General features: G+C 70.2%; 12 protein-coding genes and 1 riboswitch. Of the genes, 5 read left to right on the plus strand and 7 right to left on the minus strand.

All coding sequences use genetic code 11. The annotated features are described in order from the left end of the window. The first annotated feature begins 57 nt into the window (after positions 1–57). Together L324_RS20260 and L324_RS20265 are read left to right on the plus strand one after the other, a co-directional pair. Positions 58–1,821 carry a beta-N-acetylhexosaminidase gene (locus tag L324_RS20260; protein WP_037310628.1) on the plus strand — a complete coding sequence of 588 codons (1,764 nt, stop codon included), beginning with the start codon at positions 58–60 and terminating at the stop codon, positions 1,819–1,821. 54 nt (positions 1,822–1,875) lie between these two features. Next, entirely contained in the window at positions 1,876–2,322 is a 447-nt protein-coding gene (locus L324_RS20265; RefSeq protein WP_037310631.1) for a pyridoxamine 5'-phosphate oxidase family protein, read from the plus strand. A 51-nt stretch (positions 2,323–2,373) separates the two neighbouring features. Here L324_RS20265 and lepA read toward each other — a convergent pair whose 3' ends face one another. After that, positions 2,374–4,212, minus strand: a complete 1,839-nt coding sequence (lepA, locus tag L324_RS20270; RefSeq protein ID WP_037310633.1) for a translation elongation factor 4 — start codon at positions 4,210–4,212, stop codon at positions 2,374–2,376. Between the two features lie 113 nt (positions 4,213–4,325). On the opposite strand from lepA, the gene L324_RS20275 reads away from it, so the two are divergent. Then, positions 4,326–4,928 (plus strand): class I SAM-dependent methyltransferase, encoded by a 603-nt coding sequence (locus L324_RS20275; RefSeq protein ID WP_037310636.1) that lies wholly within the window; start codon positions 4,326–4,328, stop codon positions 4,926–4,928. On the opposite strand, the gene L324_RS20280 is transcribed toward L324_RS20275, so the two are convergent. Then, the gene (locus L324_RS20280) at positions 4,925–5,299 is read right to left on the minus strand and encodes a VOC family protein (protein WP_037310639.1); all 375 of its coding nucleotides are present in this window, start codon (positions 5,297–5,299) and stop codon (positions 4,925–4,927) included. The two genes, L324_RS20275 and L324_RS20280, sit on opposite strands and share 4 nt — an antisense overlap. Before the next feature lie 23 nt (positions 5,300–5,322). Next, positions 5,323–6,228 carry an EamA family transporter gene (locus L324_RS20285; RefSeq protein WP_037310641.1) on the minus strand — a complete coding sequence of 302 codons (906 nt, stop codon included), beginning with the start codon at positions 6,226–6,228 and terminating at the stop codon, positions 5,323–5,325. Positions 6,229–6,558: 330 nt separating this feature from the next. Here L324_RS20285 and rpsT point away from each other — a divergent pair, with 330 nt between their 5' ends. Further along, positions 6,559–6,819 carry a 30S ribosomal protein S20 gene (gene rpsT, locus L324_RS20290; protein ID WP_037310642.1) on the plus strand — a complete coding sequence of 87 codons (261 nt, stop codon included), beginning with the start codon at positions 6,559–6,561 and terminating at the stop codon, positions 6,817–6,819. Between the two features lie 53 nt (positions 6,820–6,872). Here the strand turns inward: rpsT and holA are convergent, their stop codons facing one another. Then, positions 6,873–7,856 (minus strand): DNA polymerase III subunit delta, encoded by a 984-nt coding sequence (gene holA, locus L324_RS20295; RefSeq protein WP_037310644.1) that lies wholly within the window; start codon positions 7,854–7,856, stop codon positions 6,873–6,875. Between the two features lie 135 nt (positions 7,857–7,991). Next, positions 7,992–8,124, plus strand: a riboswitch (SAM riboswitch). Between the two features lie 12 nt (positions 8,125–8,136). Here holA and thrC point away from each other — a divergent pair. After that, a complete protein-coding gene (gene thrC / locus L324_RS20300; protein ID WP_037310646.1) occupies positions 8,137–9,402 on the plus strand; it encodes a threonine synthase in 1,266 nt (421 codons plus the stop codon). Between the two features lie 16 nt (positions 9,403–9,418). Here thrC and L324_RS20305 read toward each other — a convergent pair whose 3' ends face one another. The 3 genes from L324_RS20305 to L324_RS20315 form a co-directional block, all read right to left on the minus strand. Beyond that, positions 9,419–11,824, minus strand: a complete 2,406-nt coding sequence (locus tag L324_RS20305; protein ID WP_037310648.1) for a ComEC/Rec2 family competence protein — start codon at positions 11,822–11,824, stop codon at positions 9,419–9,421. Then, positions 11,821–12,543, minus strand: coding sequence for a ComEA family DNA-binding protein (locus tag L324_RS20310; RefSeq protein WP_037310650.1), 723 nt, complete (start codon positions 12,541–12,543; stop codon positions 11,821–11,823). The genes L324_RS20305 and L324_RS20310 overlap by 4 nt, the downstream gene beginning before the upstream one ends. Positions 12,544–12,732: 189 nt before the next feature. After that, the gene (locus tag L324_RS20315; RefSeq protein WP_037310652.1) at positions 12,733–13,587 is read right to left on the minus strand and encodes a DegV family protein; all 855 of its coding nucleotides are present in this window, start codon (positions 13,585–13,587) and stop codon (positions 12,733–12,735) included. Positions 13,588–13,593 lie beyond the last annotated feature (6 nt).

The raw sequence follows: 13,593 nt of genomic DNA on the forward strand, positions 1-13,593 counted from the left end.
GACGATCGGACCGGTCGTGACGCGCGTCACGTCTCTCCCGTCCCCCAGGAGGCCCTGGTGAACAACTGGAAAGCACGGCTGGGCCGCGCCTTCGTCGGGGTGGCGCTGCTCGCCGGCGTCACCACCGCGGCCGCCCCCGTCGCCGGCGCGGCCACCCCGCCGCTGCAGGCGATCGTCCCCGCGCCGGTCTCGGCCCAAGCCGTCGCCGGCTCCGATCACGCCCTGACCGCGAACACGAAGATCTACACCCAGGCCGGTTCGGCACCCGCCAAGGCGGTCGGCGATCACCTCGCCGACGTCCTGCGCAAGTCCACCGGCTTCGCCCTGCCCGTTTCGGACGCGCCATCGGGCACCCCCACCGATGGCATCTCACTTCTGCTGTCCGGTGCCAGCCCCAGTGTCGGCGACCAGGGTTACCAACTGAGTTCGAGGTCGGCTTCGGTCGTCCTGCGCGCGACGACCGCGCAAGGTCTCTTCGGTGGCGTCCAGACGCTGCGGCAGTTGCTGCCCGGCAAGATCGAAAGCCCCACGGTGCAGGCGGGCCCCTGGCCGATCCCGGGCGCCGACATCCTGGACTACCCGCGCTTCGGCTACCGCGGCGCGATGCTCGACGTCGCCCGGCACTTCCATCCGGTCGCGACGGTCAAGCGGTACCTCGACCAGCTGGCGCAGTACAAGATCAACAACCTGCACCTGCATCTGGCCGACGACCAGGGCTGGCGGATCCAGATCGACAGCTGGCCGCGACTGGCCACCTATGGCGGCAGCACCCAGGTCGGTGGCGGCGCCGGTGGCTACTACACGAAGGCGCAGTACACCGAGATCGTGAACTACGCGGCTTCACGGTTCATCACGGTCATCCCGGAGATCGACATGCCGGGGCACACCAACGCCGCCCAGGCCTCCTACGCGGAGCTGAACTGCAACAACACCGCTCCCCCGCTGCGCACCGACACCGCGGTCGGCTACAGCTCGCTCTGCATCTCGAAGGAGATCACCTACACCTTCGTCAACGACGTCATCCGGGAGATCGCGGCGCTGACGCCAGGGCCGTACTTCCACCTCGGCGGTGACGAGGCCCAGGCCACCAGCGACGCGGACTACCGCACTTTCATGAACCGCGTGCTGCCCATGGTGGCGGCCGCAGGGAAGCAGGTCGTCGGCTGGCACGAGATCGGCAAGGCGACCCTGCCCGCGACGGCGACCCCGCAGTTCTGGGGGACGACGACGTCCAGCACGGAGGTCTCGAACGCGGTCGCCCGCGGCAGCAAGGTGATCCTGTCGCCGGCGAACAAGGCGTACCTGGACATGAAGTACAACTCCAGCACGCCGATCGGGCTCTCGTGGGCGGGCTACATCGAGGTCCAGGACGCCTACAACTGGAACCCGGGCGCCTACCTCTCCGGTGTGCCCGAGTCCGCCGTTCGCGGCGTCGAATCCCCGCTGTGGACCGAAACCGTGGTGACCCCGGCGAACATCGACTACCTCGCCTTCCCGAGGCTCCCGGCACACGCCGAACTCGGCTGGTCGCCGTGGTCGACGCACGATTGGAACGCCTTCCGGACGCGCCTCGGCGCCCAGGCTCCGCGCTGGCAGGCGCAGGGTATCGGCTACTACGCGTCGGGCCAGGTGCCCTGGGAGACCGGGTCCGGCAACCCCGGCACCTGCTCGCTCCCGGCGTGGGACCGCGCCGCCGTCTACACCGGCGGGGCGACCGTCTCCCACAACGGGCACAAATGGACCGCGCAGTGGTGGACACAGGGCGAGGAACCGGGCGCGGGCGGCCAATGGGGCGTCTGGCGCGACAACGGCACCTGCTGATCGCCACCAGCCCGCTCGGCCCCTTCACCGGGCCGGGCGGGCTACGGTGGATCCATGGCCGCAGACCTCGAACTCGTCCGCACTCTTTCCTTGCGTGAAAACGGACTCGCGACCGTCTCGACGGTCCGCGCGGACGGCACCGTGCACTCGTCGGTGGTGAATGCCGGGGTGATCGAAGACCCGGTCACGAAGGCGCCGGGAGTCGCCTTCGTCGCGATCGGCGGGGCGAAGAAACTGGCGCTGTTCCGCCGCGCGGGCCACGCCACGATCACCTTCCGCCGCGGCTGGGAATGGACGGCGGTCCAGGGCGGAGTCCACCTCATCGGCCCCGACGACCCGGACCCGGATTTCGATCCGGCCGGTCTCCCCCGGCTGCTGCGCGACGTCTTCATCGCGGCGACGGGGACCCACGACGACTGGGACGAATACGACCGCGTGATGGCCGCCGAACGCCGCGTCGCGGTCTTCGTCACCGCGAACCGCGTCACCGGGAATCGCTGACACGGAAAAGGCCGCCCGGAAACGCGTCGGGCGGCCTTTTCCGTGTGCCGTCTACTTCTTCTTGGTGTTGTCCTCTGTGGACAGTGCGGCGACGAAGGCCTCTTGCGGGACCTCGACCCGGCCGACGGTCTTCATCCGCTTCTTGCCTTCCTTCTGCTTCTCCAGCAGCTTGCGCTTACGCGAGATGTCACCGCCGTAACACTTCGCGAGCACGTCCTTGCGGATCGCGCGAATGGTCTCGCGGGCGATGATGCGGGCGCCGATGGCGGCCTGGATCGGCACCTCGAAGTTCTGCCGCGGGATCAGCTCACGGAGCCGGTTCACCATGCGGTTGCCGTAGTTGTAGGCGTCGTCCTTGTGCACGATCGCGGAAAACGCGTCGACACCTTCGCCCTGCAGCAGGATGTCCACCTTGACCAGGTCCGCCGCCTGCGTACCCGCCTCTTCGTAGTCCAGCGAGGCGTAGCCACGCGTACGCGACTTCAGCGTGTCGAAGAAGTCGAAGATGATCTCGCCGAGCGGCAGGTTGTACCGCAGTTCGACCCTGTCCTCGGACAGGTAGTCCATCCCGAGCAACTGACCGCGCTTGTTCTGGCACAGCTCCATGATCGTGCCGATGAACTCCGACGGCGCCAGGATGCTCACCTTGCTGACCGGTTCGAGCACCTTGTCGATCTTGTTCCCGGTCGGCCAGTCCGAGGGGTTGGTGACGTGGATTTCCTTGCCGTCGTCCAGCACCACGTCGTAGACCACGTTCGGCGCGGTGGAGATCAGGTCGAGACCGAACTCGCGCTCCAGGCGGTCACGGGTGATCTCCAGGTGCAGCAGGCCGAGGAAACCGCAGCGGAAGCCGAAGCCGAGCGCCACCGACGTCTCGGGCTCGTAGTCGAGCGCGGCGTCGTTGAGCTGGAGCTTGTCCAGGGCCTCGCGCAGGTCCGGGTAGTCCGAACCGTCCACCGGGTAGAGCCCGGAGTAGACCATCGGCTTCGGCTCGCGGTAACCGGCGAGCGGCTCCTTCGCGCCCTGGCGCTCGGAGGTGACGGTGTCACCGACCTTCGACTGCCGGACGTCCTTCACCCCGGTGATGAGGTAACCCACCTCGCCGACACCCAGCCCCTTGCTGGCCTTGGGCTCCGGCGAGATGATCCCGACCTCGAGGAGTTCGTGCGTGGCGCCGGTGGACATCATCTTGATGCGCTCACGCGGCGTGATCTTGCCGTCGACGACCCTGATGTAGGTCACGACGCCCCGGTAGGTGTCGTACACCGAGTCGAAGATCATCGCCCGTGCCGGGGCGTCGGCGTCACCCTGCGGCGCGGGCACCTGCTTCACCACCGCGTCGAGCAGGTCGCCGACTCCGACGCCGGTCTTGGCGGACACCCGCAGCACGTCCGAGGGCTCGCAGCCGATGATGTGCGCGATCTCGGCCGCGTACTTGTCCGGATCGGCCGACGGCAGGTCGATCTTGTTGAGCACCGGGATGATCTGGAGGTTGTTCTCCAGCGCGAGGTACAGGTTGGCCAGCGTCTGCGCCTCGATGCCCTGGGCGGCGTCGACCAGCAGAACGGCTCCTTCGCACGCCTCAAGCGCGCGAGAGACCTCGTACGTGAAGTCGACGTGCCCAGGGGTGTCGATCATGTGCAGGACGTGGTCCTGACCATCGACCTTCCAGGGCAGCCGTACGTTCTGCGCCTTGATCGTGATGCCGCGTTCCCGCTCGATGTCCATCCGGTCGAGGTACTGCGCGCGCATCGCCCGCTCCTCGACCACGCCGGTGAGCTGCAGCATCCGGTCGGCCAGGGTCGACTTGCCGTGGTCGATGTGCGCGATGATGCAGAAGTTCCGGATGAGCTCCGGGGGCGTGAACGTGGTGTCGGCGAACGTCGTCAACGGGTTTCCTCGCGAAGGTCGGGGTGTGCCAGCTCTATGCTCCCATGCCGCTCCGGGTGGGAGTGGGGGTCATCCCCGATGCGAGCCTTGGCGAGCTGTGGTGCCCTCGAAGTATGAGTTCATCACTGACCGAAATGCTCGATCGCACGTTCGGCCATCCCAGAGGACTGCTCGGCCGGTTCGGTGGCCTGGCGATGGCGCACGGCAACGCCGCCACCGAACTTCGTGTCGTCGAATTGGCGTCGATCGAATCCGGGGAAACCGCCCTCGTCGTGGGCCCCGGCCCGGGTGTCGGCCTGCAGGCCGCCGCCGAACGCGCCGGTCGCGCCATCGGTGTCGACCCGTCGGAGGAGATGCTCGCCCGCTCCCGCCGCCGGTGCGGCGACCAGGTGGAGCTGCGCCGTGGCACGGCGGACTCCACGGGTGAGCCGGACGAGAGCGTCGACGTGGTCCTGAGCGTCAACAACGTGCAGCTGTGGGAGGACCGGGCGGCCGGGTTCGCCGAGCTGTTCCGTGTACTGCGGCCCGGCGGCAGGCTGTTGCTGTCGTCGCACGAGAAGTGGCTGCCGGTGTCCCGGCACGAACTGGCTGACGAAGCGGCCGCGGCCGGCTTCACCGACCTCCAGACCTGGACCTGGGATCCGCCCGGGTTCGGCGCGTCCCTGGCCGCTCAGCTCCGCGCGGTCAAACCCCACGCGGGCAACCCCACGGCCTAACGTGGGTCGGTGCGCAAGGGATGCTCACGCGGCACCTCGACCAGCACGATCCTGGTGCCGTCCGGGTCGGCGATCCACGCCTCGTCCAGGCCCCACGGTTCACGGCGCGCTTCGCGGACCGGTTCCAGTCCCTTCGCGGCGAGTTCCTCGAGCGCCGCGGGCAGATCCCGGACCTGAAGCCACAAGGCGACGTCAGGCGTCGGACCGGTCTCCCCGGTTCCGACGATCTCGATCGACCCGTTCCCGGCGAAGAACACCGTCCCGCCGGGGAACTCCTTGTCGATCGCCAGGCCCAGGGTGTCCCGATAGAACGCCGTCGACACGTCGGGATCCTTCGGGTGGATCAGCACCCTGCTGCTCAGCACGTCCATGGCTCAATCCCTACCGGATGCGTTCACGCCATCGCAATCGCGGTGATGCCGGCCAGCACCACCACCGAACCCAGCAGCCTGCGGACGGCGTTGGCCTCCCTCAGCACCAGCCAGGCGGCCAGCCCGCCCAGGACGATGCTCAGCTCCCTCGCGGGTGCGACGAGGCTCACGGGAGCGATCTGGAGGGCGTAGAGGACCAGCAGGTAGGCGACTGGGGAGAGCACGCCGACGAGGATGATTTCGCGCTTGTGCTCGCGCCAGAGCCACGAGACCTCTTCGCGGTCCTTCAGCGCGTACGGAGCCATCAGCAGGCTCTGCACGATCGCCCCCGATCCGAAGTAGACGATCGGGGGCACGCCGAGACCGGTGACCGAATGCGCGTCCCACAGCGTGTAGGCGGCGATCGTGAGCCCGGTCAGCAGCCCGTACGCCACGCCCTTGCGTCGTGCGGCGTGGTCCGCCGCGTCGGCGTGCGCCGGAGTGCGCCCGGTACCGATGACCAGTACCCCGCCGACCACGAGGAAGGCCCCCACCAGGCCGAGCGGACCCGGCCGCTCACCGAGCAGCACCACGGCCGCGAGAACCGAGATCAGCGGGCCGGTACCGCGCGCGAGGGGGTACACGACGGACAGGTCGCCGACGGCGTACCCCCGCTGGAGGACGACGCCGTAGGTGACGTGCAACACCGCCGTGACCGCCGAGGCGAGCAGCCAAGTCCACTGTGGATGCTGTGGCTCCACGGCCAGCGCGATCACCATGACGGGGATGAGCATGACCGCGGAGAGGCTGTAGTAGGCCCAGACGAACCGGGCTCCGCCGCGGCGGATCCGCTTGGCGGCCAGGTTCCAGCCGGCGTGGATGACGGCGGCGGCGAGGACCAAGGACAGAGCGGTGGCGTTCACTGTGGACCTTTCATGTTTCCCGCGCATGCGGAAAACCCGGTCCTCCAGGCTTTTGTCCCGTCAGATGAACGGCGGCGCTTCCGGCTCCGCCGATGGTGCCGCTCGGACCTGACCCGCCTGCCCTGATTGTGTGCTTCGCTGAGCGGGCAAGCGGCGGAACCCTAGGCACTGCGATCTTCACCGTACCGCAATCGCACGTCCGGAGGCGGCCGCGATCGGCCCCGGGACGGCTGTTAAGCTGGCCCTTCACCGCCGTGTGGCATTCCGTCATGGAGGAAACCCGCGCCGCTTCCGAGCGCGCAGGGCCGGTCACAGCGCGGCGGTGAAACCACCGAGAGATCCAGAAGGAGCGCCCCCGTGGCCAACATCAAGTCGCAGATCAAGCGCATCACCACCAACGAGAAGGCGCGTCAGCGCAACCAGGCGATCCGGTCCTCGGTGAAGACCGCGATCCGCAAGTTCCGTGAGGCCGCCGACTCCGGCGACAAGGCCAAGGCCCTGGAGCTGCAGAAGGACGCGGCCAAGAAGCTGGACAAGGCCGTGACCAAGGGCGTTCTCCACGCCAACCAGGCCGCCAACAAGAAGTCCGCGCTCGCGAAGCGCGCGAACTCTCTCTGATTCGCCTTGCGAAGGGCCCCGGTGACGCGAGTCGCCGGGGCCCTTCGTCATGTTCAGCGGCCGGTGCCGTGCGCGTCGACGACCTCCAGGACAGCGCGTTGCAGCGCGTACTCCGGGTCGGCCGCGACCCCCTTGACCTCGGCGTTGAGCCGGGCGACGATCCGCATCGCGGTGGCGAGCCCGTCCTGACCCCAGCCGCGCGCCTGCCCCTGCGCCTTGCGTACCTTCCACGGCGGCATCCCCAGCTCGCCCGCCATCTGGTTCGGGTTCCCGCGCCCGGCGCCGGACACCCGCGCGATCGTCCGGACGGCGTCGGCGAGGGCGTCCGCGACCAGCACGTGCGGGACACCCAGCTGCATCGCCCAGCGCAGTGACTCCAGCGCCGCCGCCTTGTCACCGGCGACGGCCTTCTCCGCGACGGCGAACCCGTTCACGTCCGCGCGACCCCGGTGGTAGCGGCGGACCGCCTGCTCGTCCACCGTTCCCCCGGCGTCCGCCACGAGCTGTGTCGCGGCCGAGGACAGCTCACGCAGATCCGAGCCGACGGCATCGATCAGCGCGAGCACGGCCGCGCCGTCGATCTTCCCGCCCACCCGCCGGACCTCGTTCCGGACGAAGGATTCCCGCTCGGCGGGCTTGGTCAGCTTCAGGCACTCGACGACCTCCGCCCCGGCCTTCTTCAGGGCCGAGGGAAGCGCCTTGGCGGCCTTGCTCCGGCCGCCTCCGCTGTGTACGACGACGAGCACGATGCCCTCGGCGGGCGCCTTGACGTAGGCCATCACCCCGTCGGCGAGCTCCTGCGAGATGTCGTGCGCGGATTCGAGGACGATGACCCTGCCCTCGGCGAACAGCGAGGGGCTGACCATCTCCGCGAGTGCGGGAACTGTGAGGTCCGACACCCGGATCCGGGTGAGGTCCGCCGTCGGGTCGGCCGCTTTGGCCGCGTCCGAAGCGGCGCGGACCGCGCGTTCGATCAGCAGCTCTTCCTCACCGAGAACCAGGACCAGCGGCGATGGGGCGGAAGCTTGCGTCGTCACGGGGACGATCCTCCCACTCGTCCTCTCGTGTGCTTTGTCCGGTGATGTGTTCCGGGCACGGTGGCCGGACTCCGGCCCCATGTCGTACGGTGTTGGCGAGGCGACGCGATCATGCGCGTGCCGACAATCGAATACCGCTCATCCAGAGGGGCAGAGGGAACGGCCCGATGAAGCCCCGGCAACCGGCGTCAGCCTGTCATCCCGCGATCGCGGGGTAGCTGACGAACACGGTGCCAATTCCGGCCCGCCTCGGCGGGGCAGATGAGGAAAGGACCTCGCGATGACCGCAACCCTCGGCACGACCTCCACCACCAAGACCCCGGATCTCGGACCGGCCGTCGAACTGGTGTCGAAGGAAGAGGGACACCGGCAGCCGCTCGCCCCGGAATTCGTTTCCGCCGAGGACTTCTCACCGCTCGAGGTCGCCTACGACTTCGGCCGTGTGCGCCGCGAGGACATCGAAGCCGGGCCGAAGAACATCTGGCGCTACAAGAAACTCCTTCCCGTTCCCTCGAACGTCGAAGAGATCCCCAACACCGAACCCGGCGCCACCCGCCTCGTCCAGGCCGACAGGCTCGCGAAAGCGTTGGGTGTCAAGAAGATCTGGGTCAAGGACGACACCGGCAACCCCACCCACTCGTTCAAGGACCGCGTGGTCGCGGTCGCACTGGCGGCCGCACGCGAGTTCGGGTTCGAGGTGCTCGCCTGTCCGTCGACCGGCAACCTGGCCAACGCGGTCGCCGCCGCCGCGGCCCGCGCCGGCTGGCGGTCGGTCGTGCTGATCCCGAAGACCCTGGAACGCGCCAAGATCCTCACGACCGCCGTTTACGACGGCGATCTGATCGCGGTCGACGGCAACTACGACGACGTGAACCGGCTCGCCACCCAGCTCGCCGCCGAGCAGGAGAGCTGGGCGTTCGTGAACGTGAACGTCCGGCCCTACTACTCGGAAGGCTCCAAGACGCTGGCCTTCGAGGTCGCCGAGCAGCTCGGCTGGCGCCTTCCGCCGCAGATCGTGGTGCCGATCGCCTCCGGTTCCCAGCTCACCAAGGTGGACAAGGGTTTCCGCGAGTTCGGTCAGCTCGGCCTCGTCGAGGAAACCCCGTACAAGGTGTTCGGCGCGCAGGCCACCGGCTGCTCCCCCGTCTCGGCCGCGTTCCGCGCGGGCCACGACGTCGTCCAGCCGGTCAAGCCGGACACCATCGCCCGGTCGCTGGCGATCGGCAACCCGGCCGACGGCCCGTACGTCCTCGACGTGGTCAACCGCACCGGTGGAGCGATCGAAGACGTCACCGACGAAGAGGTCGTCGAAGGCATCCGGCTGCTCGCCCGCACCGAAGGCATCTTCACCGAGACCGCCGGCGGGGTCACCGTGGCGACGGCCAAGAAGCTGATCGAGACCGGCAAGCTCGACCCGGACGCCGAGATCGTGCTGCTGATCACCGGAGACGGCCTCAAGACCCTCGACGCGATCGAGGACAAGGTCGGTCCGAAGGCCACCGTGAGCGCCTCGGCCGACGCTGTCCGCGACGCACTCGGCATCTGAGTCCCGCCGGCCCGTCTCAGGAACGAGGCGGGCCGCGGGGCTCACCCCGGCGTTGCAGGGCGAGGCCTCGCGCGTCGGTGACGACAGCGGTGTCGCCGTCCGTGTCCGTCCTGGCGATCGAGGCGCCTACGGCCGCCAGATTGTCCAATGTGGACTTGTTGGGATGACCGTAGGGATTCCCGGCGCCGACGCTCACCAATCCCGCCCTCGGCGCGACGGCGTTGAGGAAATCCGGTGCCGTGTAACGACTTCCGTGGTGCGGCACCTTCAAGACCTCGGCACGCAGATCGATCCCTTCGGCCAGCAGGTCGGCCTGCGCGGCGAGTTCGACGTCGCCGGTCAGCAGCACCCGCCCCGCCGGTGTCCCGGCGCGCAGGACGACCGAACCGTTGTTGATCACCGTGCCGTCCTGTTCGCGGACCGATCGCTTCGTGACGTACCGCGGGCCCAGCACGTCCAGTGACAGCCCTGGCCATTCCAGCCGTTGCCCGATACCCAGCTCCAGCAAGGGAATCCCGCGGCGCGCGGTCTCCTCGGCGACCTGTCGCCACGCCCAGGCCGGCGCGCGGCCCGGGCCGACGGCGACCGCGCCGACCGACCGGCCCTCGAAGACGGATTCGAGGCCGCCGATGTGGTCGGCGTGCAGATGGCTCAGCACGATCAGCGGGACCCGCTCCACGCCGAGCCTGCGCAGGCAATCGTCGACCGGCCCCGGTTCCGGCCCGGTGTCCACCAGGACCGCCCTCCCCGGCTCGGCCGTGGCGAGGACCACGGCATCGCCTTGTCCGACGTCGCAGGCGACGGCGCTCCACGACGCCGGTGGCCACGCGGGGGCGAGCACCCGCACCGGCACGAAGACGAGGAGCCCGCCCGCCAAGGCGATCGCCAGCAGGATCCTGGCGTGCCGCAGCCGGATGACGACGAGCAGCACGACGAGCAGGCAGGCCGCCAAGAGCCCGCCCCACCAGCCGCCCGGCCACCCCACGACCGCTCCCGGCGCTCGGGCGCCGTGACGGGCCACGGTGATGAGCCAGCTCGCCTCGGGTTCGGTCAGGCGGACCAGCGACCTGCCCGCCGACGGCCACCACGGTCCGATGACGGTGGCCAGCACGCCGAACACGGTGGCCGGGGCGACCACCGGTGCGGCGAGCACATTGGTGATGATCGAGACGAGACTGACCGAGCCCGCCATACCCGCGATGACCGGTGCCGTCATCACGAACGCGGCCACGGGGACGGCCAGGCCCTGGGCGTAGCCGGACGGCACCCCACGTCCGGCCAGCCACTCGGCCCACCGCGGAGCCAGCAGGACCAGCCCGGCCGTGGCCAGCACCGACAGCGCGAACCCGAAGTCGGCGGCCATCGCGGGATCGGCCACGACGAGCAGGGCCACCGCGAAGCCCAGCGCGGGCAGCGCCGAGCCCCGGCGCCCCAGCGCGAGCGCCAGCAAGCCGACCGCCCCCATCACCCCGGCACGGAGCACGCTGGGCGCGGGCCCGGCGAGGACCACGAACCCGGCGAGCCCCGCCGCGGCCACGGCGGCTGACGTCCGCGGCCCGATCCGGAGTGCCCTCAGCAGGAGAAGGATCGAGCCGCAGACGATCGCCACGTTGCCACCGCTCACGGCCATCAGATGGGACATGCCGGAGTCCGTGAACTCCCGCTCGACCCGCGGGGCCAGTGCGCTGGTGTCCCCCACGACCAGTCCGGGCACGAGACCGGCCTGCTCCTCCGGGAGGACGGCGCACAGTTCCCGGAGCCCGGCGCGCAGCGATTCCGCGGCTCGCTGCCACCAGGGCGCCTGCCCGAGGGCCGACGGCGGGCCCCGCACCGAGAGGACCGCGACCGTCAGTTCGGCCCCCTTGGCCGGGGCGAGCCGCCCGGAGGCGGTGACCTGCTGCCCGGGCAGCAGGTCCGTCCACCCCTCGGCCGGAGCGAGCAGGAGGATTCGGCCGTCCGAATCCACCGCTCGCTCCTCAGCCACCACGGCGTCCACCGTCGCGGCGATGACCACCAGGCGGGTGCCTGCCCGGCGATCGGCGTATCCGGCACCGCGGACCGGACGTGGCCGCTCGGTGACCACCATTCTCACGGTGGCGTCACTCCCCCGTGCGGCGGCGGCACGGAGGTCGTCCTGTTCGGCGGCCCTGATCCGCAACGCCACCGGACCGGCCGTGAGTACGCCCAGAACCGCGAGCGCACCCAGGCCCGCCACCCACCGGGACGCCGTCCGGCGGGCACGGACGCCGGCGATGATCGCGAGCACCGCGGCGGCGCCACCGCAGAGCATCGTGATCCACCAGCCGCCGAGCAGCCCGGAAAGGGTGCCGAGCCAGGCCGTCGCCGCGGCCGGTATCAGCCGCAGGTCCTGCCCTCGCCACGACGCGGTGTCCACTTCGGACGGATCGGCGGACGGGTTCATCCGACGGACACCAGTTCCCGGACCTTCTTGAACTTGCTTTCGCCGATCCCTTCTACTTCGCGGAGTTGCTCGACCGTGGTGAACCCACCGTGCCCGGACCGCCAGTCGACGATGCGTTTCGCCATCACCTCGCCGACCCCGGGCAGGGTGTCGAGTTGCTCGGCCGTGGCCGTGTTCAGGTCGAGCTTTCCGGGTGGTGTCCCGGGACCGGCCGCGGCCGGTCCCGGGACACCGACGGCCACTTGCTCGCCGTCGGTGAGCCGCCGGGCCAGGTTCAGCCCGGTCAGATCCGTTCCGGGCGATGCCCCACCGGCCGCCGTGAGGGCATCGGCGACCCGTGCGCCCGGAGGGATCGTGACCAGGCCGGGATTGCGTACCCGGCCGACGACGCTGACCACCAAAGGCGCCTTGACCGCCGCGGCGGGGGCGTCTCCGGCGGCCTTTGCCGACGGCAGGGGCGGTGGGGGCTCCGCCCCTGGCCGGTGTCCGAACAGGGCGACCGCGCCGGTCACGATCACGGCCACCGCGATCAGCACGGCCGCCACGGCGAGCCACCGCCGTTTCACCGGGATCCCGTCCGCCGTGAACCGGGCGGGCACCCAGCGGCGTACGAGCCTGTCCGCGGGGAGGCCCCGGGTGGGTGGCGACAGCTGCGCGGCCAGCCACGCCAGCCTGGCGTTGGCGGAGGAGCCCGGTGGACGGGCGGTTCGGTCGAACACGTGAACGACGCTACGGAGCGGGGGCGGCGGGCGGGAAGGGGTGAATCCCGAGGCTGTGGACAAGTGGGGTGTTGTGGACAACCTGGCCCCGGCCGGGACCGGATCGCCGGTTTCCGTCGGTGCCGTATGGGATGCTGGCGGGTTCCGCTGATCGAGCCCGAACGTCAGCGGGCAGGACCGGGCGGCTGGTCAGGCCCGCTGACCCGCCCGCTGGATCACCACACCGCGCACGCCGGGGCCGGTGTGGGCCCCGATGACGGCGCCGAGCTCCGACACCACACACCCCTCCGGGCAGGTGATGGACTCCTCCAGCCGGTTGGCCAGTTCGACGGCGCGTTCCGGTGAGGCCAGGTGGTGGACGGCGATGTCGGCGCGGCCGCCGTCGGCCGCCATCACGGCGAGTTCGACCAGCCGCGCCACCGCGCGGTTCATCGTCCGCACCTTTTCCAGCGGCTGGATTCTGCCTTCGGACATGTGGAGCACGGGTTTCACCGCGAGCGCCGTGCCGAGCAGGGCCGCCGCCGGGCCGATCCGCCCGCCGCGGCGCAGGTATTCGAGGGTCTCGACGGCGAACAGGGTCTCCGAACGGCTCACCGCGTCGACCGCCGCCGCTTCCACCTCCACCGGATCGGCCCCGGCCGCGGCGGCGCTCGCCGCCCGCAGGGCCGCGAAGCCGAGCCCCATCGCGGTGCTGCGCGAATCGACCACGCGCACCCTGTCCGGTCCGACCTCCTGGGCCGCGAGCACCGCCGCCTCCCAGGTCCCGGACAGCTCCCTGGACAGGTGGACCGACACGACGGCGTCCGCGCCCTCGGCCAGCGCGGCGCGGAACTCCTTGACGAATTCGGCGGGCGTCGGCCGGGACGTCGTCACCAAGCTGCGTTTACCGAGCGCTTCGGCCAAGGCCGCCGGACCCATTTCGACGCCGTCGAGGAAGACGACGCCGTCGACGAGCACATGCAGCGGGACCACCCGGATCCCGTTCCGTTCGGCGAAGCCTTCCGGTAGATGGGCAGTGGAATCCGTGACTACGGCGACCGACACGCCAGT

This window comes from Amycolatopsis orientalis DSM 40040 = KCTC 9412, assembly GCF_000478275.1.
GTDB lineage: Bacteria > Actinomycetota > Actinomycetes > Mycobacteriales > Pseudonocardiaceae > Amycolatopsis > Amycolatopsis orientalis.